Origin of the sequence: Pseudomonas sp. PB103 (assembly GCF_009764635.1) — a bacterium.
GTDB lineage: Bacteria > Pseudomonadota > Gammaproteobacteria > Pseudomonadales > Pseudomonadaceae > Aquipseudomonas.
Genome location: NZ_RWIL01000130.1, coordinates 76,459 through 97,872, shown reverse-complemented (window position 1 = coordinate 97,872; position 21,414 = coordinate 76,459). Strand labels below are relative to the sequence as shown.

16 protein-coding genes are annotated in these 21,414 nt (G+C 61.0%); 12 read left to right on the top strand and 4 right to left on the bottom strand.

Annotation, left to right across the window (positions count from 1 at the left end; genetic code table 11):
• Positions 1–7: 7 nt before the first annotated feature.
• The 10 genes from EJA70_RS24210 to EJA70_RS24165 all read left to right on the top strand — a co-directional run bounded on the left by EJA70_RS24210 (position 8) and on the right by EJA70_RS24165 (position 12,826).
• Positions 8–958, top strand: a complete 951-nt coding sequence (locus EJA70_RS24210; protein WP_158834079.1) for a transporter — start codon at positions 8–10, stop codon at positions 956–958.
• A gap of 23 nt (positions 959–981) precedes the next feature.
• Positions 982–1,962: a MoxR family ATPase gene (locus tag EJA70_RS24205; RefSeq protein WP_158834077.1), complete on the top strand. Its 981-nt coding sequence runs from the start codon at positions 982–984 to the stop codon at positions 1,960–1,962.
• A complete protein-coding gene (locus EJA70_RS24200; RefSeq protein WP_158834075.1) occupies positions 1,959–2,894 on the top strand; it encodes a DUF58 domain-containing protein in 936 nt (311 codons plus the stop codon). The genes EJA70_RS24205 and EJA70_RS24200 overlap by 4 nt, the downstream gene beginning before the upstream one ends.
• Positions 2,891–3,466: a DUF4381 domain-containing protein gene (locus EJA70_RS24195; protein WP_158834073.1), complete on the top strand. Its 576-nt coding sequence runs from the start codon at positions 2,891–2,893 to the stop codon at positions 3,464–3,466. Before EJA70_RS24200 ends, EJA70_RS24195 begins: the two co-directional genes overlap by 4 nt.
• The gene (locus tag EJA70_RS24190; protein WP_158834071.1) at positions 3,453–4,445 is read left to right on the top strand and encodes a VWA domain-containing protein; all 993 of its coding nucleotides are present in this window, start codon (positions 3,453–3,455) and stop codon (positions 4,443–4,445) included. The genes EJA70_RS24195 and EJA70_RS24190 overlap by 14 nt, the downstream gene beginning before the upstream one ends.
• A gap of 1 nt (position 4,446) precedes the next feature.
• Entirely contained in the window at positions 4,447–6,027 is a 1,581-nt protein-coding gene (locus tag EJA70_RS24185) for a VWA domain-containing protein (RefSeq protein ID WP_158834069.1), read from the top strand.
• Positions 6,024–7,466 carry a BatD family protein gene (locus tag EJA70_RS24180; protein ID WP_158834067.1) on the top strand — a complete coding sequence of 481 codons (1,443 nt, stop codon included), beginning with the start codon at positions 6,024–6,026 and terminating at the stop codon, positions 7,464–7,466. Before EJA70_RS24185 ends, EJA70_RS24180 begins: the two co-directional genes overlap by 4 nt.
• Positions 7,463–8,485, top strand: coding sequence for an HAD family phosphatase (locus EJA70_RS24175; protein ID WP_158834065.1), 1,023 nt, complete (start codon positions 7,463–7,465; stop codon positions 8,483–8,485). The genes EJA70_RS24180 and EJA70_RS24175 overlap by 4 nt, the downstream gene beginning before the upstream one ends.
• Before the next feature lie 73 nt (positions 8,486–8,558).
• A complete protein-coding gene (locus EJA70_RS24170) occupies positions 8,559–10,139 on the top strand; it encodes an arylsulfatase (protein WP_158834063.1) in 1,581 nt (526 codons plus the stop codon).
• A gap of 182 nt (positions 10,140–10,321) precedes the next feature.
• A complete protein-coding gene (locus tag EJA70_RS24165; protein ID WP_158834061.1) occupies positions 10,322–12,826 on the top strand; it encodes a fused MFS/spermidine synthase in 2,505 nt (834 codons plus the stop codon).
• Between the two features lie 133 nt (positions 12,827–12,959).
• Here the strand turns inward: EJA70_RS24165 and EJA70_RS24160 are convergent, their stop codons facing one another.
• The gene (locus tag EJA70_RS24160) at positions 12,960–13,637 is read right to left on the bottom strand and encodes a DUF3313 domain-containing protein (RefSeq protein ID WP_158834059.1); all 678 of its coding nucleotides are present in this window, start codon (positions 13,635–13,637) and stop codon (positions 12,960–12,962) included.
• A 212-nt stretch (positions 13,638–13,849) separates the two neighbouring features.
• Here EJA70_RS24160 and EJA70_RS24155 point away from each other — a divergent pair, with 212 nt between their 5' ends.
• Positions 13,850–16,213, top strand: coding sequence for a tetratricopeptide repeat protein (locus EJA70_RS24155; RefSeq protein WP_158834057.1), 2,364 nt, complete (start codon positions 13,850–13,852; stop codon positions 16,211–16,213).
• A gap of 150 nt (positions 16,214–16,363) precedes the next feature.
• Here the strand turns inward: EJA70_RS24155 and EJA70_RS24150 are convergent, their stop codons facing one another.
• From EJA70_RS24150 to EJA70_RS24140, 3 genes are all read right to left on the bottom strand, one after another.
• Positions 16,364–17,338: a hypothetical protein gene (locus EJA70_RS24150; protein ID WP_008079337.1), complete on the bottom strand. Its 975-nt coding sequence runs from the start codon at positions 17,336–17,338 to the stop codon at positions 16,364–16,366.
• Between the two features lie 221 nt (positions 17,339–17,559).
• The gene (locus EJA70_RS24145) at positions 17,560–18,039 is read right to left on the bottom strand and encodes a DUF934 domain-containing protein (protein ID WP_158834055.1); all 480 of its coding nucleotides are present in this window, start codon (positions 18,037–18,039) and stop codon (positions 17,560–17,562) included.
• Positions 18,036–19,709 (bottom strand): nitrite/sulfite reductase, encoded by a 1,674-nt coding sequence (locus tag EJA70_RS24140; RefSeq protein ID WP_158834053.1) that lies wholly within the window; start codon positions 19,707–19,709, stop codon positions 18,036–18,038. Before EJA70_RS24140 ends, EJA70_RS24145 begins: the two co-directional genes overlap by 4 nt.
• 262 nt (positions 19,710–19,971) lie before the next feature.
• On the opposite strand from EJA70_RS24140, the gene ccoN reads away from it, so the two are divergent.
• Entirely contained in the window at positions 19,972–21,399 is a 1,428-nt protein-coding gene (ccoN, locus tag EJA70_RS24135; RefSeq protein WP_008081554.1) for a cytochrome-c oxidase, cbb3-type subunit I, read from the top strand.
• Positions 21,400–21,414 lie beyond the last annotated feature (15 nt).

The following is a 21,414-nucleotide window of genomic DNA, read 5'->3' as shown; positions in this document are numbered from 1 at the left end:
GTTTGTAATGGTCAAGCCCAACGTTGTGCGCCCGCTGTTGGCGCTGTGCATGATCGGCAGTCCTCTGCTTTACGCAGCTGAGGGCGGCGTCGGCCGACCGATCACCGGTCAACAGGTGTTTTCCAATGCCGGGATCGTCCCACCCGAGCCGGGCTGGGTAGTCTCGGTGACCAGCATCTGGTACGACGGCTCGCTGAAAGGCAGCCGTGGTGCGCCGATTTCCGGTGAAGTCAGCACCGGGCTCGACCTGAAGGTGTCTTACACCATGACCAACCTGACGCATGTGTGGGACACCGGCAAGGGGCCATGGAATTTCGCCTCTGCTATCGGCATACCGCTGCAGTACACCGACATTGATGCGGCCATCACCGGCCCTCGCGGGCGGACCCTCGGCACCAGTGATTCCGGCACGCAATTCGCCGACCCGCTGATCACGCCGATTGCCGCCGGCTATCACTTCGACGAACTCAACCACATCGCGTTTTCTCTGCCGATTTATGTGCCCACCGGGGCTTACAACAAAGACCGGCTGGCCAACCCCGGGCAGAACAATTACACGTTCATGCCGACCGTGGCCTTCACTCATCTCGACGGCAAGGGTGGCGAATTCACCCTTTCCAGCGGGCTTGAGTTCTACACCGAGAACCGCGCCACGGATTATCGCAACGGCAACATCTTCACCCTCGATGCGCTGTGGACCCACGGATTGGGCAGTGGCTGGAGTGCTGGGCTGGCGGCCGGCTACATCCAGCAGATCACCGATGACAAAGGCGACACTGCCGATTTCCTGCATGGCTATCGCGGGCGCTCGGTCGGTGCCGGCCCGGTGATTGGCTGGGCCGGCAAATTCGCCGACGCCCAGGCCAACATCAGTGCGCGCTGGGTGCCCGAATTCGACACCAAGAACCGCCCAGAAGGCAACGGCTTCAGCGTCAACCTGACCCTGGCATTTTTCTAGACCGGACACAAAGGATTGCTGCCATGACTGCTCTTACCGACCTCAACGCCCTGCAAGCCAGCATCGCCGAAGCGGTGCTCGGCCAGGATCAAGTCATCCGGCAGATCCTCCTCGGTCTGTTGGCCAACGGCCATTTGCTGCTGGAAAGTTTGCCGGGGCTGGCCAAGACCCGCACGGTCAAGGCGCTGGCCAAACACCTTGACGCGAAGATGAGCCGCATCCAGTTCACCCCGGATCTGCTGCCGTCGGACATCACCGGTGCCGAGGTGCTGCATCAGGTCGAAGGCAGGAACGAAATCCGCTTCCAGCCCGGCCCGCTGTTCGGCAACTTGATCCTCGCTGACGAAATCAACCGCGCGCCGGCCAAGGTGCAAGCGGCGTTGCTCGAAGCCATGGAAGAACGGCAGATCACCGTGGCGGGTAACAGTCATGTGCTGCCCGAGCTGTTTATCGTCGTGGCCACGCAGAACCCGATCGAACAGGAAGGCACTTACCCGCTGCCGGAAGCGCAGATGGACCGTTTCCTGATGAAGGTGCTGCTCGATTACCCGAGCGCAGAAAACGAGAGCCAAGTGCTGCGTTTGCTACGCAACGAAGAGTTCGCCCAAGGCGCCAACACCACCCCTGCCAAGGGCTTCAACCTGTCGCAGGAGGTCATTTTCGCCGCACGCAAGGAAGTCAGCGCGGTGCATGTGTCGCCCGCCATCGACAACTATCTGATCGACCTGATCAACGCCACCCGCCACCCCGCCGATTACGACGAAGACCTCGCCCGCTGGATTTCAATCGGCGCGAGCCCGCGTGGCGGCATAGGCCTGGACCGTTGTGCGCGCGCCGATGCGTGGTTGCAGGGTCAGGATTTTGTCTCGCCGGACAATGTGCGGGCGGTGGTGCATCCAGTGCTGCGTCATCGCCTGCAACTGAGCTATGACGCGGTGGCCGATGGCGTCAGCGCCGATCAGGTGCTTGATCGCATTCTCGATAAAGTGGCGATTCCGGCATGAACGACGAAGGTCTGGTCTACGTCTCTCTCGCGCAATTGATGGCGCTGGAGTTCAAGGCCCGTGACCTTAGCTTTCTCGCTCGCCAACCACAGGGCAGCATCCTCGCCGGCAACCATGCCTCACGCCTGCGCGGCCGTGGATTGAACTTCGATGAGCTGCGCCGTTATCAACCGGGCGACGACTTGCGCCATCTCGACTGGCGTGCGTCCCTGCGCACCGGCAAACCGGTGGTGCGCACCTTCACCGAGGAGCGCGACCGCCCCGCGCTGATCGTGGTCGACCAACGCATGTCGATGTTTTTCGGCTCGCAACGCAGTTTCAAATCCGCCGTGGCCGCCGAATTGGCCGCGCTGGCTGCGTGGATGGTGTTCCATGCCGGCGACCGGGTCGGCGGCCTGGTGTTCAACGATCAACGCATCGACAGCGTCGCCCCGTTGCGCAGCCGCAAACGCGTGGAGGCCTTGCTCAGCCGCATCGCCGAGCAGAACCGAGCACTGAACGCGGGCAGTCCTGACGCTGAGGACGAGGATCAACTCGATAAGGTCTTGCAGCGCTGCCTCGCCCTCGCCGGCCACGATCATTTGATCTGCATCGTCAGCGACTTCGCCGGTGCCGGTGAGCGCACCTTGCAACTGATGCGGCAACTGTCAGCGCACAACGACGTGATCGCCCTGCAAGTCTACGATCCGTTGGCGCTGAAGCTGCCGGCCAACGGTCGGCTGCTGGTGACGCAAGGTGAGTTGCAGGTGGAACTGGCCATCGAAAAACGCAACGTGCATCAACCGCTGGGGGATTTTCTCAGCGGCCGGCTCAAGGACGTCGCCACCCTGCTGCGCCGCAGTCAGGTGCCGTTGATGATGATCAGCACCGCCGAAGAGGCTCATGCGCAATTGCGCGCCGAACTCGGCAAGAGCGCCGGAGCACGGCGGTGAATCCGAATATCCCGAGCATCGAGCAACTCAAGGAGTTGGGCCTGCCGACGCCGGTCAGTTATGCGCCGCAGACGTGGGGCTGGTGGGTGGTGCTCGGGGTTTTGATTCTGCTCACGCTGACTATCGCCATCAGTCGCTATCGGCAATGGCAACGCGATCAATATCGGCGTGAAGCGTTGGCGCGGCTGGCGCAGTTGCGCAGCCGCAGTGATGACCTCAATGCCCTGCGCGAACTGCCCGAACTGCTCAAACGCGTCGCCCTCTCGATGCCCACGCCGACCTCATGCAGGAGCTGCCGAAGGCTGCGATCTTTTGCTCCGGTCTTTAAAAAACACAATCAAGAGATCGCAGCCTTCGGCAGCTCCCACAGGGTCGGGGCGTTGGGGAGGGAGGATTGGCAAGGCTTCTTGCAGCAGCACAGCAAAAGGCTTTTGCCGGCTGATTTCAGCGCGCAACTGGCGCAACTCGCTTACGCCCCCGACGAGACTTTGCGTGCCCTGCCCGCGCCGCAGCGCAAGGCGTTGTTCGACACCTGCCAACACTGGGTGGAGCATCACCATGTGGCAGCTTGATTACCCATGGTTGTTGCTTCTATTGCCGCTGCCCTGGCTGGCGTACCGCTACCTGCCCGCCTACAACGAGGCCCGCAGCGCCGTGCGCGTACCGTTTTTCAACGCCATGAGCCGGGCTGTCGGTGAAGCACCCGGCACTGTCGGCAGTCGACGCAATCACTGGCAATTGCTGTTGAATGTTCTGCTGTGGGCGTTGATTCTGCTGGCCGCTGCACGCCCGGTGTTCGTCGAAAAGCCGATCGAACGCCAACAACCGGTGCGCGACCTGATGCTGGCCATCGACATCTCGCAGTCAATGGAAACCGAAGACTTCACCAACGCCAGCGGTGTGAAAATCAATCGCCTGGCGGCGGTCAAAGAAGTCGTGCAAGGCTTCATCGACAAGCGCAAGGACGACCGTCTCGGGCTGATCGTATTCGGCAGCGGCGCTTATCCGCAGGCACCGTTGACCCTCGATCATGCCAGCCTGTCGCTGCTTCTGGCAGACACCGGCATCGGCATGGCCGGGCCCAACACCGCGATCGGCGATGCCATCGGCTTGAGTCTGAAGCTGCTGGATCAGGCGCATGAGCAGGAAAAAGTGCTGATCCTGCTCACGGACGGCAACGACACCAGCAGCGCGATCACCCCGGATCACGCCGCCGAAATGGCCGCCAACAAGGGCGTGATCATCCACACCATCGGCATCGGCGACCCGAGCGCATCGGGCGAAGCCAAGGTCAACCTGGCGGGGCTGGAGCAGATTGCCAAGACCACCGGCGGGCAATTCTTCCGCGCCGAAGACCGCACCGCGCTGGATCAGGTCTACAGCACGCTTGATCGGCTGACGCCACATGAGGTGAAAACCCTCAGCCACCAGCCGCAACGGGAACTGTTCTACTGGCCGCTGGGTGCCGCCATGGCGCTATTGGCGCTGTATCACCTCGGCGCGCTGCTGCGTCCGCGTTTATCGCTCGCGCGTCAACGGCAGGAGGCCTGAGATGGAGATCAATCTCGGTGACTTCCATTTCCTGCGACCGCTGTGGCTGATCCTCGCGCTGTTCGGTGCTGCATTGCCGCTGATCTGGCGCCGCAGCCGTGACCTGCAACGACGGCTGCGCGGCAACATCGCCGAGCATCTGTTGCCGCACTTGTTGATTACCCCACAGGATCATCAGCGGCTGCGGCCGGTGCATCTGCTGTGCGCAGTAATGATCCTTGGCGCGGTGGCAGCGGCCGGGCCGACCTGGGAGCAGGACCGCCCGGACTTTCTGCAGAACCGCGCGCCATTGATCGTCGCCGTGGATCTGTCGCCGTCGATGGACGCCAACGATGTGCAACCGACCCGACTGGAAGCGGCCAAACACAAACTTCACGACTTGATCCAGCGCCGTGCCGGTGCACGCACTGCGCTGATCGCCTACGCCGGCAGCGCGCATCTGGTGCTGCCGCCGACGGATGATCCGGCGCTGCTCGACACGTTCATTCAAGCCCTCGGCACCGGGCTGATCGATAAGCCGGGCAAAGATGTCGGTGCGGTGATCGATCAAGCCAAACGCCTGCTCAGTGCCGAGAAAACCCCGGGCAGCCTGCTGCTGCTCACCGACGGTGCTGACACCTCGCGACTCGACGGGCTCGACAAACGCCTGCACGACAGTCAGCTGCAAGTGTTGGTGCTGGCGGTTGGCAGCGAGGACGGCGGGGTTGTCCAGGGCGCCGGTGGCCAGCCGAAAATCGACAGCAATGGCCGTCCGATCCTCGGCAGCTTCGATCAGGCGGCGCTCAAACAACTGGCGTCGGCGGTCGATGCACCGCTCGGCAGCCTGACCCTGAATGACGATGATCTGGACTGGATCGAGCTGCACGCTCAGCAACATTTTCAGAGCGCCAGCGCCGAACAGCGCGAACTGCACTGGAAGGACGCCGGATACTGGTTGTGCTGGCCGTTGCTGGTGCTGGCATTGTTCGGTGTGCGCAAGGGCTGGAGCGTGAACTGGATGCCGGCGCTCTTGCTCGCCGCAGGTCTTGGCTGGCCAGCGGCGCCAGCACAGGCAAATGCCTTGAGCGACGCCTTCTTCACCCGTGATCAACAAGGGCGCTGGGCGTTCGAGCACGCACATTTCCCGCAAGCCGCGACGTTGTTCGTCGACCCATACTGGAAAGGCGTTGCGGCCTATCACGCCGCCGATTACGACCTCGCGCTGGCGACTTTCGCGCGGCTGGACACACCGCAAGCGTATTTCTATCTGGGCAATATTTATGTGCGGCGCTTCAAGTTCGATGAAGCCATCGCCGCCTACACCCAGGCGTTGAAGCTACAGCCACAGTTCCCGGAAGCCACGGCCAATCTGGCCTTGGCCCAGGCATTGCTCAAAGACACCGCAAGCGCAGAAAAGAATGCCCCGGAAACCAAGCCCGACGAGGTGAAATTCGATAAGGCACCGGGCAAGGGTCAGAGCAAAAAGGTTGAAACCGAACAGGCCGCGTCCGACGCGCTGTGGTTGCAGAACCTGACCACCTCACCGGCGAAATTTCTCAAGCAGAAGTTCAACTTGCAGGATCAGGCGGGGGCCAAGCCATGATCCCTTTGAACCGCGGCGCGGCCATCGCTGGCAAGCCAGCTCCCACAGGGTTTTGCGGTACTGCCAAAATCGGTGAATACACCGAAGAAACCTGTGGGAGCTGGCTTGCCAGCGATGGGGCCGGATCAATCAGCAAAAAAATCAGCGCCTTACTCCTGGCCAGCGCAGTCAGCTTCAATGCCTTTGCAGCCGAACCGCAACTCAAGGTCCAGGCCCACCTGCAACCCGCCGAAGGCGCCATGGTCGGCGGCCTGATCGAGCTGCAACTCGACGTGCTCACCGACACCTGGTTCACCAGCGCCGCCACCCTGCCCGAGCTGAAACTCGATGGTGCACTGGTGATGCCACCGGACGGTCAGGCCCAGCACCTCAATCAGACCATCGAGGGCCAGGCATTCAGCGGTTTGCGTTACAGCTACCTGATCACTCCGAACGTCGCGCGCACTTTCGCCATCCCCGCCCTGACCGTGCGCGCCACGCCCGGTCAGGCGACAACGCAAATCAGCGCGCAGAGCCAACCTGTGCAATTCATCGCGGCACACCCCCCCGGTTTCAAACCGGGGGAAACCCCGTTGGTGGCCAACGCTGTGCGGTTTACCCAGACTGTCACGCACTCGGCCAACCCGCTGAAAGTCGGCGACAGCATTACCCGCCAACTGACCCTGCAAGCGGACGGCGCGCTGGCCATGGCCTTGCCCATACCGACACTGGGTGATGCCGCCGGCCTGAGCCGCTATACCAAAACCCCGCAAGTCAGCAGCCTCGATGACGGTCGCGGCGATATTCTCGGCGGGCAGCGTGTCGACAGCGTGACTTACCGTATCGACCAGGCTGGCTCGCACACCTTGCCGGCCATCGAGGTGAAATGGTGGGATGCCAGCAGCCGGCAATTGCGCACCACGCAAGTCCCGGCGGTTACGTTCGAGGCCGTCGCTGACGCGGCTTACAAACCGGTGTTTTCGATCGCCGACGACCTCAGGCAGCTCGGTCAGAATCGCCTGCACGTTTCCACCCGCTGGTTGCTGTGGCTGAGCTTACTGGCGGTGGCCATTGGCGCCTTTTATCTGCTGCGCCCTGCTCTCACCCGTGCCCGCCAGCAATGGCAAGCGCGCAAGCTCGCGCGGCAAGTGGCCTGGCAGCAATCGGCGGACTGCGCCTGGCAAAAAATCGCCCCGCAACTCGACGCCAGACCGCCACAGTTGAGCGCCTTATACCTGTGGCTGCGGCGCAGTCGCCTGGGGCTGAAACTGGTCGCTGCCGGCCCACGCCTGCAAGGCCTGTTACGTGGCCTTTACGGCCGCGAACCGAGCACCGAGCAAACACTCGTTCAACTGCGCCAATCGTTGACTACGCTTCACAGTCAGGCCGAGCAGCAGCAGGCGAAACCGGCCTCGGCCCTGCGCCCGCTCAACCCCGTTCACGAGAAGAATTTCCCATGACGAACCCGCCACAGCACCGTCAACGCTTCAATCTGGCGCTGTTGTTTGCGCTCGCTCTGCCGCTGCTGGCCCAAGCCAGTGAGCCGTTGCCATCGTGGAACGACGGCCCGGCGAAAAAAAGCATCATCGAATTCGTCCAGGCCGTCACCGACCAGACCAGCAAGGACTTCGTCAAACCCGCTGAGCGCATCGCCGTGTTCGACAACGACGGCACCCTGTGGAGCGAGCAACCGGCGTACTTCGAATTGCTCTTCGCCTTCGACGAGGTCAAGCGCACTGCAGCGCAGCATCCAGAATGGAAAACCACCCAGCCATTCAAGGCGGTCATCGAAAATGATCACAAAGCGCTCGCGGCGGCGGGCATGGACGGTTTACTGAAGATTTTCGGCGCCACCCACACCGGCATGACCACCGAAGCGTTCGATGACTACGCCAAGACCTGGCTAAGCCAGGCGCGCCATCCGAAAACCGGCAAGCCCTACACCGAGATGATCTTTCAGCCGATGCTGGAAATGCTCGATTACCTGCGCAGCCAGGACTTCAAGACCTACATCGTTTCCGGTGGCGACACCGGTTTCATGCGTGCCTTCGCCGAAAAGGTCTATGGCATCCCGCCGGAGCAGGTGATCGGCACCACGTTCATTACTTCATTTCAATACAAGGACGGCAAGGCCTCGATCGTGCGCACGCCAAAACTGGCGCACAACGACGACGGCCCGGGCAAACCGGAAAGCATTGATGCGGTGATCGGTCGCCGACCGATCCTCGCCTTCGGCAACTCCGACGGCGACCTGCAAATGCTTCAGTGGACCGCCGCCGGTTCCGGCAAACGTTTCATGGGCCTGGTGCATCACACCGACGCCAGGCGTGAATGGGCCTACGACCGTCAATCCGATATCGGGCGCCTCGACAAGGCTCTCGATGAAGCAAATTCCCGCGGCTGGACCGTGGTGGACATGGCGTCCGAATGGCGCCGCATTTACCCGTTCGAGCCACCCGCAACCGAGCAGGTGCAATAAGAAAAAAGCGTGCTGCAGGACTGCAATAAACGTAAGTCGCAATAAACGACCCCCGCGAAAAGGAGCAAGTCAGATGACTCGCATACGCAAGTGGCTACCGAAATTCGCCCTGGTGGCAACCTCGGTGATGGCGCTGTCGGCAACCGCCACAGCGGCTGAAAAACCCAACATTCTGGTGATCTTCGGCGATGACATCGGCCAGACCAACATCAGTGCCTATTCCATGGGCGTGGTGGGGTACAAGACGCCGAACATCGACCGAATCGCCAAAGAAGGCATGATGTTCACCGATTACTATGCGGAGAACAGCTGTACGGCTGGACGATCGTCGTTCATTACCGGGCAGACGCCGTTGCGTACGGGGCTGTCGAAAGTCGGCGCACCGGGCGCTACTGTCGGCTTGCAAAAGCGTGATATCACCATCGCTCAGGCCCTCAAGTCTCAGGGTTACGCCACCGGACAGTTTGGCAAGAATCACCTCGGGGACAAGGACGAATACCTGCCGACCAACCACGGTTTCGACGAGTTCTTCGGCAACCTCTATCACCTTAACGCCGAAGAGGAGCCTGAACGCCCCTATTGGCCCAAGGATGACCCGGACTTCGTCAAGGCCAACTCGCCACGCGGTGTCATTCACAGCTTCGCCGACGGCAAGATCGAAGACACCGGCGCGCTGACCACCAAGCGCATGGAAACCATCGACGACGAAACGACTGCTGCCGCGCAGGCGTTCATCGAAAAACAGGCCAAGGCTGACAAGCCGTTCTTCGTCTGGATGAACACCACGCGTATGCACTTGTTCACCCACGTGCGTGACTCGATGAAGGGCCAGAGCGGCATGCCCGGCAACGATTACGCAGACGGCATGCTTGAGCACGACGGCGATGTCGGCAAGCTGCTGAAAACCCTCGATGACCTGAAAATCACCGACAACACCATCGTCGTCTACACCACCGACAACGGCCCGAACCAGTTCTCCTGGCCGGACGCGGCGACCACGCCGTTCCGCAACGAGAAGAACTCCAACTGGGAAGGCGCGTACCGCGTGCCGGCAATGATTCGCTGGCCGGGCAAGATCAAACCGGGTGAAGTTTCCAACGAAATGTTCTCGGGCCTGGACTGGTTCCCGACCTTGTTGGCCGCAGCGGGCGATACCGATGTAACCGGCAAGCTGCTCAAAGGCTGGGCGCCGTCAAGCGGCGGCAACACCTTCAAAGTGCATCTGGACGGTTACAACCAGTTGCCTTACCTGACCGGCCAGCAACCCAACGGTGAACGCAAGGAGTTTTACTACTTCAACGACGACGGCATGCTGGTTTCGATGCGCTTTGGCAACTGGAAAGCCGTATTCGCCGAGCAGCGTGCCCCAGGTGGTTTCGCCGTATGGAGCAACCCGTTCACGCCGTTGCGTGTGCCAAAGATATTCAATCTGAGAATGGACCCGTATGAGCGGGCCGATGTGGTGTCCGATCAATACTACGATTGGTCGACCAAGAACGTTTACCTCGTCGCCGTAGCAACGACCAAGGCAGCGCGCTTCCTCCAGACCTTCATCGAGTACCCGCCCAGCCAGAAACCGGCGAGCTTCAGCATCGACCAGATCCGAGCTGCAGTGGATGCGAAGATTGAAGAAAAAATGAAAGCTGCACAGTAACCGCAAGACTGCCGCCCGCCCTTACCGGCGGGCAGCCTCTATCCCAAACCGGACGGAGCCCTTGTAGGAGCTGCCGCAGGCTGCGATCTTTTGATCTTTGTTTTTTAGATCAAGATCAAAAGATCGCAGCCTGCGGCAGCTCCTACAGGGGGTGGCCGGTTATTTTGTATAAGGCAATTGGTATGTCCTCACGTATCGCCAGCAAGCCGTCGGCCGTACCCGTCTCGCTATCGGCCGCCCCGGCGCTGATCATTCCCGCCCTGCTGCTGTGCATCTCCGGTGCTGCTGCGCTGGTCTATCAGGTGCTGTGGATCAAGCAACTGTCATTGGTGGTCGGCGTCGAGGTATACGCGATCACCACCGGCATCAGCGCGTTTTTTGCCGGACTGGCGATCGGTGGCTGGCTGTTCGGACGCTTTGCAGATCGCTTGCAGCAGCCGGTTCTACTGTATGCCGGGCTGGAAGTGTTGGTGGCGATCCTCGGCGTAGGTGCAACGGTTGCCATGAGCCTGGCGGCCAGTCCGTTTGCCTGGCTGCAAGGTCACGTCGGCCTGCTGGCCTGGCTGCTGCCATTTGCGCTGGTGGGCCTGCCAGCGGTGCTGATGGGCGGCACGCTGCCGGTGCTGGTGCGTTCATTGGCGACTGACCCGGGCAAGGCCGGTGGTCAGTTGTATGCGGCCAATACTCTGGGCGCGATTGTCGGCACGTTGCTCGCCGCGTTTGTGTTGATCGCCACGCTCGGCGTGCGTGGCAGCGCGCTGTTCGCGGCGATGCTCAACCTGCTGGCCGCCGTAGGCGCGTTGTGGTTTGCGCGGCAACAACCCTTGCCCGTGGCAGCCGCGAGCAAACCGCACAGCGAGAAAGCCACGGATCGCACCGCACTCTGGTTGTATGCCATCGCCGGTGGCGTGGCGCTGGGGTATGAGGTGGTCTGGTCGCAATCGATCGTGCAGTTCATGAGCACGCGCACCTACGCGTTCGCGGTGGTGCTGGCGACCTACCTGACGGGACTGTTTATCGGCAGCGCCCTGCTCGCCCGTCGTGTCGAGCGCATTCGTGATCCGTGGGGTGTGTTCGGCCTGCTGATCGCCGGCGCCGGGCTGGTCGCGCTGCTGGAAATCGCCCTGCTCGGCCGCTGGCTCGTCCTCGCCCAGACCCAGACCGAAATGTGGTTGCTGAGCCTGGGCGTCAGCGAACTGGCGGGCATGAGCGCACGCTTTGCCGTAGCGGCGCTGAGCATCGTGTTTGTACCGACGTTGCTGCTGGGCGCGGCGTTTCCGCTGGCCCTGCGCCTGAGCGTCGGCCATGAGCGTGTCGGGCGCGATGTCGGTGCGGTGGTGGCGTTCAATACCTTGGGCGGGATTGTCGGGGTGATGCTCTGTGGCTTCCTGCTGATTCCGCTGCTGGGGCTGGTGCGGACCTTGGGTCTGCTGGCGATCATCGCGGCGGTTGTCGGCTACTGTGCCGTGCGCAAAGGCCACCACGTGAAGAAAGGTCGGCGCCAGCTCGTCGTCACGCTCGGGCTGGTCTCGGTTGCCGTGGCCCTGCTGACCCCGGTCGACAAACTCGCCAGCCTGTTGCCCGGTGCGCGCAACGGCACGCTGGCATTCTACGAAGAAGGCCGTGGCGGCACCGTCGCAGTGGTCGCACAAGGTCGCGGCGAGAACAACTTCCATCGCTTGTACATTCAGGGAGTGTCGAACACCGGTGACGCCATGCCGTCGTTACGCTACATGCGCATTCAGGCGCTGCTGCCGCTGCTGATCCACAACGGCGAACCGCGCTCGACGCTGGTGATCGGTTTCGGCACCGGCATCACCGCCGGTGCGATGCTGCGCTATCCGGGGCTGGAGCACCGGGTGGTCGCCGAGCTGCTGCCCTCGGTGGTTAAAGCGGCGCCGTTGTTCAAGGGTAACTTCAATGCCGCCAGCGATCCCGGTGTCGATGTACGCCTGCGCGATGGCCGCCAGGAACTGCTGCGCAGCGCCCAGACTTACGACCTGATCACTCTTGAACCGCCACCGCCCTCCGCTGCCGGCGTGGTCAATCTGTATTCGCGGGACTTCTATCAACTGGCGGCCAGTCGCCTTGAGGAAAAAGGCATCGTCGCGCAATGGCTGCCATTGCCGACGCAGAACATCGATGACTCGCGTTCCCTGGTGCGCAGCTTCCTCGACGTATTTCCGTATGCCTCGCTATGGACCAGCGAGTTCCACGAGATGCTGCTGGTCGGTTCAATGACGCCGATGCAACTGGATGCAGCGAAGATCACCGAGCGCTTCCAACAGGACGGCGTGCGCAGCACCTTGCAGGATGTCGGCATCGGTTCGGCCGCTGCGTTAATGGCGACCTGGGTCACCGATCGTGCAGGCCTGGAACGCTTCGCTGCTGATGCCCCCGCCGTGACTGACGACCAACCGAGGATCGAATACGCGCCGTGGGTGCGCAGCAAGGAGATCACCCGCGTGCTGCCGGCGTTACTGGATTTGTATCAGGCGCCGCCGCTGGTGAACGCCGATGCCGGGTTCACAGAGCGCATGGAAACCCATCGCCAGCGTCTGATGCAGTTTTATCGGGCGAGTCTGCATGCGTATGACGGCGATCGGGATGCGTGGGGGCGGGACATGCGCGAGGTGATGCGCTGGGATGGCGGCAATCCGTATTACCGCTGGTTTACCGGGCAATGATGTAGCGCCCTTGCGAATGCCATCGCGGGCAAGCCCGCTCCCACAGGGATTTGTGTTGTGAATGCGATTATTGATTCACAGCGATCCATGTGGGAGCGGGCTTGCCCGCGATGGGGCCATCAGCCTCGATGCATTATTTGGATTCAGACTTCAGTTTCAGATACATCTGATGCATGTCCACCGCCCAGCCGTCGATCACCGCTTTGACGTCACTGGCTTTCATCACCTGCGAGTCGTTTTCCAGCGGCTTGCCGGTACCTTTACGCACTACTTGGGCTACGACCTTGTTGCTGCCGCCATCCATGAACACCGCTTCGGTGGCGAGGGTGGTTTCCTGATCGCGGATACCGCTCGCAGTACTCACTGCGGCAGCGACCAAGGCAATCGGGATCACTTCATAGGCGTGCAGGCCTTCCGTCTTGCTGCTCACTGCAGTGATTGCCGGACGCACCACGATCACACCCGGGCCAGGGCCGCTGGCCAGTGGCAATGATTTGCCGATTTCACGTTTGAGTGCCTGGTCGTAGTAACTGGTGATGCCGTTGAGGGTCTGCTGCGGGATCTTCGCGGTCGGTTGCGGTTTGGGGTAGAGCTGGCTCGGTTCGATGTAGACGCTGGTGAATTTGTTGATGTCGAACTTGGGGTCCATCCAGCGCATCACTTCAGCACCGGACGTCGACTTGGCCTCCTTGAGTTGGCTGTAGTCTTTGAGGAAGCCCGAATACTCTTTCGGGTCGACGGTTTTGCTGGAGCAGCCCACTACGGCGAGGGTGGCAAAACACAGCGTGCCCATCATTACTGCTAGCTTCATGCTGTAACTCCTGTCAGAAGGCCGAAAACTTTGCCTGGGGGAGTTACAGGTATAGCTAAAACCTCAGTATTTGCGACGGCGAATCACAAAATTCACGCAAGGCTGCGCGGCGGATCACAACCGTCATTTGACAGACGCCGGGCATCCGGCAAAGCTGCACCGAGCTTGAACGCACGCCAGACGGCAAATGCACCTGGACTACGGAAGTCGCAATGCCCAAGCATAAAAATAAAACAGCACAACCTGACCCTGATTCGTCTCAACCTTCTTTTTCACGCTATGTTTTCCCCCTGACCATTGGTGTGCTGCTGGCCGCCGTGGCGGGCATCGGCTGGTTTCTGTTCAGCCCTGCACCGGTGCCGGTCAAGGCGCCGCCGATCACTGCGCCCGCACCAGCCCCTGCTCCAGCCAAGCCCGAAGCGGTGGCGCTGAAGCCGGCAACGATGGTCGACGAGCAACAATGCCAGGGCTGCCACACCGAGCAGGTCAAGGACTGGCAAGGCTCGCATCACCAATTGGCGATGCAAGCGGCAAACACCGAGACGATGCTCGGCGACTTCAACAACGTCACCTTCAAGGCGGAAAAAGACACCACGCGTTTCTTGCGCAAGGGCGATGAATATTGGGTCAACACGCCCGGCATCGACGGCAAGAATGCCGACTTCAAAGTGGCCTACACCTTCGGCATCGCGCCGCTGCAGCAATACCTGCTCGACGTCGGCGAAGGTCGCCTGCAAGCCCTCGGTGTGGCGTGGGATACCGAGAAGCACCGCTGGTTTCATCTCTATCCCGGCCAGGGCGTGAACTTCAAGAATCCGCTGCACTGGAGCAAGCCAAGCCAGAACGCCAACTTCATGTGCGTCGAATGCCACACCACCGGTTTCAAACGCAATTTCGATGCCGCGAGCAATACCTTCAATAGTCAGTGGAACAGTCTCGGGGTCGGTTGCCAGGCTTGCCACGGTGCGGCATCCAATCACCTCGAATGGACGAAGAAAAAAGGCGATCTGATTCATCAGGGCTTCGACGTCGATCTCAAGGATAAAAACGCCGCGGTCGAAATCGAAACCTGCGCCCGCTGCCACGCGCGCCGCGCACCGCTGGGCGATGGCTACACCGTCGGCAAACGGCTGATGGACGATTACCTGCCGAGCACCCTCACCCGTGAACTGTATGCGCTGGACGGCAAGATCAAGGATGAAGTGTTCGAACACGGCTCGTTCCTGCAAAGCAAAATGTTCGACAAGGGCGTGCGCTGCAGCAACTGCCACAACCCGCACAGCAACGAACTGAAAGCACCGGGTAACGCGGTGTGCCTGCAATGTCACAACACCGCCGGCAAAACCTCGGGCGAAGGCGTGGATGGCATAGGCCTGCAAGCAAAAAACTACGACTCCATTGAACACACCCGCCACACCTTGGGGCAGCCCGGTTCGCAATGCGTGGATTGCCACATGCCCGGCAAGTTCTATATGGGCAACGATTTGCGCCACGACCACAGTTTCAGTATTCCCAACCCGGAACGCGCGCAGAAGCTCGGCACACCGGACGCCTGCCTGACCTGCCATCAAGGCAAGGCCGGCGACAAGGTCACGGCGCAGTTCAAATTGTGGAGCGCTTCTACCGCCCCGCAGGCACCGCGTTACGACGAAAGCCTGTGGCTGATTCGCAATGGTCAACCCGGCGCCGCCGATGCGCTGTATGAGCAGTTGCAGCGCAGCGATCTGCCAGCGATTCAGCGGGCGACATTGCTGGCGGAACTGCCGATGTATCCAAGCGAGCAAGCGTTAAAGCTGGCAACACAGGGCCTGAAAAACTCACAACCACAAGTTCGTGAAAGCGCGGTGCGGGCGATCAGCGCGTTCTTGCCGCCACCGGAACGCGCGCCGTTGTTATTGCCGCTGCTGGGCGATCAGGTGAAGGCGGTGCGCATTGTCGCGGCGCGGGACTTGCTCGGGGTCGCCCGCAGCAACGCGCTCGGCGCAGCGCAAGCCCACTGGGAGTCGGCAATTGCCGAGTACGAAGCGGTGCAGAAAAGTCTTCTGGAACGCGCCGAGGCCAATCTGAATCTGGCCATGCTGTATCAGGCCAGCGGTCGTGGCTCGGAAGTCGAAGACTTGCTGCGCGCAGCCCTCAAACGCGATCCGGATTTCTACCCGGCACTGGTCACACTGGTGCAGTGGCTGGAAGCCAATGGTCGCGGGCAAGAGGCGCAGCAACTGCTGGCGGACAGTCTCAAGGACCACCCCGACGCCGCACTGTTGCAGCACACCCAAGGCCTGTCGCTGATCCGCGCTGGCAAGGCTGCCGAGGCCATGTCAGCGCTGAAGAAAGCCGCGCAACTGGAGCCACAGAACGCGCAGTACGGCTACGTGCTCGCGGTGGCATTGCATGAAAGTGGCAAGGTCGATGAGGCGTGCGAAATACTCGAAGGCCTGCTCAAGGTTCAGCCGGCGAACCGCAATGCGCGGCTGTCGCTGATCCAGTGGTACCTCGACAGCGGGCAAGAGCCGAAGGCGCAGGTGCTGCTGCAAGGCTGGAAGAAAATGAACATGGGCGACCCGGCCCTGAAATAAAACCTTTGGGCCGCAATGTTCAATGTAGGAGCTGCCGCAGGCTGCGATCTTTTGATCTTGGGACGCCGAGCGACCTCGGCTGCATTCCCACGCAGAGCGTGGGAACGATCAATCGCAGCCTGCGGCAGCGCCTACAGGTTCAGCGCAGATTTACCAGGAGGAGGTTTCGCCACTGCGCAATGCCATCTCGCGGCGGCTGTTGATGTGCATCGCCTTGATCAGCGACACCGTGCCCACCAGCAAAATCGCCGCCCCCAAGAGGAAATCGATGTTGTACAGCTGGAAGTCCTGCACCGGACCGATCAGCAATACCCGCACGATCGCAGCGCCCAACAGCGTGGCAAGAAAGTCGATCCCCGGCTCATTACGGTAGAACACCAGCAACAACGGCAGGCACAGCACCAGCAGCAGCAACAGCACAACCACCTTGAACGAACCCTTGCGCTCGACACTGAACGCGCATTCGTGCGGCCCGTACGCTTTGTAGTCGTCGTCGCGGATCATCGAGTTTTTCTCGTTGATGTAGTCGACGCGGTTGTACTTCTGGATCGGCGTAAAGGTGTTGGACATCTCCATCAATGTGGTGATGTTCTTGAAGCGCAGGTCGATGCGCTCGCTGCCCTTGAGGTAATAGAGCACCGGTTTGTAGCCGTAGCGATAGGTGTCGAACGGAAATTCGGTGACCTGGCCCTGCACGCCGATCGGGCGTGGCTCAAGCTCGGCGGAGGCGCTTTTGTTGGTGGCGGACAAGTTGCGGCTCAGTGGCTGCAGCTTGACCTGCTCAAGGAAGATCGGCGTGACGCCGTACGACCACTGCAACGGCTCCAGGCGCAGACGCAGCTCGTTGCGGCCCAAGTCATATCGGTTGAAGGTGCGTTCCGAGACCACCAGCGAACCGCTGAGCATGAACTCGCCGCGCAGGTTGTTGGTGACGCGCAAGGTCAACTGATCCTTGCCCAGCAGCGCGGCTTCAGTGGACGGCGGTGTGCCGCACCACGCGGTGCTTTCGCCGACACCGCCAAGCTGGCCGCCGCTGTTTTCCTTGAATACGTAAAAGTAACTGGCCCACAGCGTCAACAGCAAAAGAAACGCTGTGAGGCCGAGAATTTTTTTGCCCGGACTCACTGATCAGACTCCCTTCTTCGGTTCCATCGTCCAGCCGAAAACCCGCTGGCGACGGCGACTCTACCAAAAGGCCATCAGTGACCCAAGGAAAAATGCCCGACGGGTGAGGTTTCTAAGGGTTTCCCCGGTGGTAAAAGCAAGATCAAAAGATCGCAGCCTGCGGCAGCTCCTACAATCGACCTCATGTAGGAGCTGCCGAAGGCTGCGATCTTTTTTAACCGTCAACGCCGACGAAAAAGCGGACGCGGCTCGATCACTGAACGCCCATACAACACGCTCATGCCAGCCAATCCTTTCAGCGCATCCTCAGCCGATTTGTCCTCACGCACCGCAAAACTGTCAAACCCGCACTGACGCATATGGCTGAGCTGATCACGCAGCACATCACCAATCGCGCGCAACTCCCCGGCCCAACCGAATCGACTGCGCAGCAGATACGCCTGACTGTAGGCGCGGCCATCGCGAAAACTCGGGAAGTCGAGGGCGATCAACGGCAGTGACGCCAGCCACGGCACCAGGCTTTCGACCTCATCGTCCGGGCCGAGCCACACGGCGTGGGTCGAGGGTGACTCCAGCCAGTGTGTCAGCGGCAACATCAGCAAACCTTGCGGCCTCGGCATCGAGGGCTCACGTACCAGCGTCCACGGATCATCCGTCACGATCCGCACCACGCCCTGCTCCAGCCGCAACAGATTGTTCATGCTGTCGCCTCCAGCGTCTTCGGATAGACCCGCTCCTTGAACGGCTCCAGGCCGATCCGCGCCACGGTGTCGACGAACAATTCCTCGTGCTCGCGATAGCGGACAAACGTGCCGATGATCCGCTCGATCACCTGCGGCACCTCAGCGGCGCTGAACGACGGGCCGATGACTTTACCCAGCGCACTGTTTTTGCCCTGGGCGCCGCCGAGGGTGATCTGGTACCACTCACTGCCGTTTTTATCGACACCGAGAATGCCGATATTGCCGATGTGGTGATGGCCGCAGGCGTTCATGCAGCCGGAGATATTCAGGCTGATGTCGCCCAGGTCGTGCAGGTAATCAAGGTTGTCGAAACGCGCCTGAATCGCCTGGGCGATCGGGATCGACTTGGCGTTGGCCAACGCACAGAAATCACCGCCGGGGCAGGCAATGATGTCGGTGAGCAAGCCGACGTTGGCGCTGCCCAGATCGTGTTTGCACGCCAGTTGCCACAGCGCAAACAGCTCGGATTTGGGCACATCCGGCAGGACAATGTTCTGCTCATGGGCAATGCGGATCTCGCCAAAACCAAAGCGCTGCGACCAGTCGGCCACCGCCAGCATCTGCCCGCCCGTGACATCCCCCGGTGGCGCTGCCATGCCCGGTTTGGTCGACAGCACCACGCTGGTGTAGCCGGGCACTTTATGCGGATGCACATTGCGCGCGACCCAGCGGGCGAACGCCGGGCTCTCGGCCAGGTGCGTGCCGAAGTCCAGATCAGTGCCGGCCAGTACACGATAGTTCGGCGGCACGAAGGCGCTGGCGACGCGCTGATATTCAACCTCGGTCAACTGCGCCGGGCCATCCTTGAGGTGCTGCCATTCCTCTTCGACTTCCTTGGCGAACGCCTCGATGCCCAGCGCCTTGACCAATATCTTGATCCGCGCCTTGTACTTGTTGTCGCGCCGGCCATGGCGGTTGTACACGCGCAAAACGGCCTCGACGTAAGACAGCAAATGCTGCCACGGCAAGCCTTCGCGAATTTGCAAGCCAAGGATCGGCGTACGCCCCAGACCGCCGCCAACGATGACCCGCAGCAACATCTGCCCGTCGCGGCCAGGATTAAGATACAGGCCGATGTCATGCATCATGATCGCCGCGCGATCCTGCTTCGCCGAGCAGATGGCGATCTTGAATTTGCGTGGCAGAAACAGGAATTCCGGATTGATCGTCGACCACTGGCGCAGAATCTCGGCCAGCGGGCGCGGGTCGATCAATTCGTCTGCCGCCACCCCGGCGAAGGCTTCGGTGGTGATGTTGCGCACGCAGTTGCCGGAGGTCTGGATCGCGTGCATGTTGACCTGCGCGAGGCGTTCGAGGATGTCCGGCACCTCGGCCAGTTCGATCCAGTTGAACTGCATGTTCTGCCGCGTGGTGAAGTGGCCGTAACCGCGATCGTAATCGCTGGCGATGCTCGCCAAGGTGCGCATCTGCTCGGCGCTCAACGTGCCGTAGGGAATCGCCACCCGCAGCATGTAGGCGTGCTTCTGCATGTACAGGCCGTTTTGCAGGCGCAGCGGCAGAAACTCTTCTTCGCTCAACTCCCCGGCCAGGAAGCGCTCGACCTGATCGCGAAACTGCGCAACGCGCTCGAACACCAGCGCCCGGTCGTAATCATCGTATTGATACATGCCACTGCCACCTCATCAGGACGCACACAATTCCCTACAGATTTTGATAGCACTATGCCGATGCAGCGCAGCACGTTACAGATTCACCTGAAGCGATAAAAACCATATCAGGGCGCGGCAGAACGCCGCAGCCAGCACTTCAATCTGATCCGCACAAATGAAAGATTCCTGAGCCTGTTTTGTTTCTGGTGGGGTTTCTACAGTGCAGCTCATGCCAGACCGGGTGGCCTGGCAAGACTTTGCAACCGTGGATGAACTGACCATGAGCACAGCAACAATCGGACAGGCTTACAACTACAAGGTCGTCCGCCAATTCGTCATCGCGACGATTTTCTGGGGTGTGGTGGGGATGGCGATGGGGGTTTTGATCGCCTCGCAACTGGTGTGGCCAGAGATGAACCTGGACCTGCCGTGGACCACCTTCGGCCGCTTGCGCCCTTTGCACACCAGCCTGGTGATTTTCGGCTTCGCCGGCAGCGCGCAATTCGCCGCCAGTTACTACGCGGTGCAGCGTACCTGCCAGGTGCGACTGTATTCCGACACCCTCGCCGCGTTCACTTTCTGGGGCTGGCAATCGGTGATCGTGATCATGCTGATCACCCTGCCGCTGGGCTACACCACCACCAAGGAATATGCCGAGATCGAATTCTCTGGCGCGGTGTGGATGGCCGTGGTCTGGGTCGCCTACGCCGTGGTGTTCTTCACCACCGTGGTGCAGCGCAAGACCAAGCACATCTACGTCGGCAACTGGTTTTTCGGCGCGTTCATTCTGGTGATCGCCATGCTCCACGTGGTCAATCACCTGTCGATACCGGTGGACTGGTTCAAGTCGTATCCGGTGTATGCCGGCGCCACCGACGCCATGGTGCAGTGGTGGTACGGGCACAACGCGGTGGGCTTCTTCTTGACCACCGGCTTCCTCGGCATGATGTATTACTTCGTGCCGAAACAGGTCAACCGCCCGGTGTATTCGTATCGGTTGTCGATCGTGCATTTCTGGGCGCTGATCACCCTGTACATCTGGGCCGGCCCGCATCACTTGCACTACACCGCGCTGCCGGATTGGGCACAGTCACTGGGCATGGCGATGTCGCTGATCCTGCTCGCGCCGAGCTGGGGCGGGATGATCAACGGCATGATGACCTTGTCCGGCGCCTGGCATAAGTTGCGCACCGACCCGATCCTGCGCTTCCTCGTGTTGTCGCTGGCGTTCTACGGCATGTCGACCTTCGAAGGGCCGATGATGGCGATCAAAACGGTCAATGCCCTCTCCCACTACACCGACTGGACCATCGGCCACGTACACGCCGGGGCCTTGGGCTGGGTGGCGATGATCACCTTCGGCGCGACCTATCACATGGTGCCGAAAGTGTTTGGCCGCGAGCAGATGTACAGCACACCGCTGATCAACCTGCACTTCTGGCTGGCGACGATTGGTACGGTGCTGTACATCGCCTCGATGTGGGTCAACGGCATCACTCAGGGCCTGATGTGGCGGGCGATCAACGAGGACGGCACACTGACCTATTCGTTTGTCGAAGCCCTGCAGGCCAGTCATCCAGGGTTCATCGTGCGCTTTGCCGGCGGGGTGTTCTTCCTCACGGGGATGTTGCTGATGGCCTACAACGTGTGGCGTACGGTGCGGGTTGCGGACGTCGCGCTGGCCCACCGTGAAGCACAGATCGCCTGAGGCAGGGAGCCGCTC

Coding starts and splice junctions, on each gene's coding strand:
- ccoN (WP_008081554.1), top strand. CDS start 19,972: ATGAGCACAGCAACAATCGGACAGGCTTACAACTACAAGGTCGTCCGC.
- EJA70_RS24170 (WP_158834063.1), top strand. CDS start 8,559: ATGACTCGCATACGCAAGTGGCTACCGAAATTCGCCCTGGTGGCAACC.
- EJA70_RS24145 (WP_158834055.1), bottom strand. CDS start 18,039: ATGAACAATCTGTTGCGGCTGGAGCAGGGCGTGGTGCGGATCGTGACG.
- EJA70_RS24160 (WP_158834059.1), bottom strand. CDS start 13,637: ATGAAGCTAGCAGTAATGATGGGCACGCTGTGTTTTGCCACCCTCGCC.
- EJA70_RS24210 (WP_158834079.1), top strand. CDS start 8: ATGGTCAAGCCCAACGTTGTGCGCCCGCTGTTGGCGCTGTGCATGATC.
- EJA70_RS24185 (WP_158834069.1), top strand. CDS start 4,447: ATGGAGATCAATCTCGGTGACTTCCATTTCCTGCGACCGCTGTGGCTG.
- EJA70_RS24175 (WP_158834065.1), top strand. CDS start 7,463: ATGACGAACCCGCCACAGCACCGTCAACGCTTCAATCTGGCGCTGTTG.
- EJA70_RS24155 (WP_158834057.1), top strand. CDS start 13,850: ATGCCCAAGCATAAAAATAAAACAGCACAACCTGACCCTGATTCGTCT.
- EJA70_RS24180 (WP_158834067.1), top strand. CDS start 6,024: ATGATCCCTTTGAACCGCGGCGCGGCCATCGCTGGCAAGCCAGCTCCC.
- EJA70_RS24205 (WP_158834077.1), top strand. CDS start 982: ATGACTGCTCTTACCGACCTCAACGCCCTGCAAGCCAGCATCGCCGAA.
- EJA70_RS24190 (WP_158834071.1), top strand. CDS start 3,453: ATGTGGCAGCTTGATTACCCATGGTTGTTGCTTCTATTGCCGCTGCCC.
- EJA70_RS24140 (WP_158834053.1), bottom strand. CDS start 19,709: ATGTATCAATACGATGATTACGACCGGGCGCTGGTGTTCGAGCGCGTT.
- EJA70_RS24200 (WP_158834075.1), top strand. CDS start 1,959: ATGAACGACGAAGGTCTGGTCTACGTCTCTCTCGCGCAATTGATGGCG.
- EJA70_RS24165 (WP_158834061.1), top strand. CDS start 10,322: ATGTCCTCACGTATCGCCAGCAAGCCGTCGGCCGTACCCGTCTCGCTA.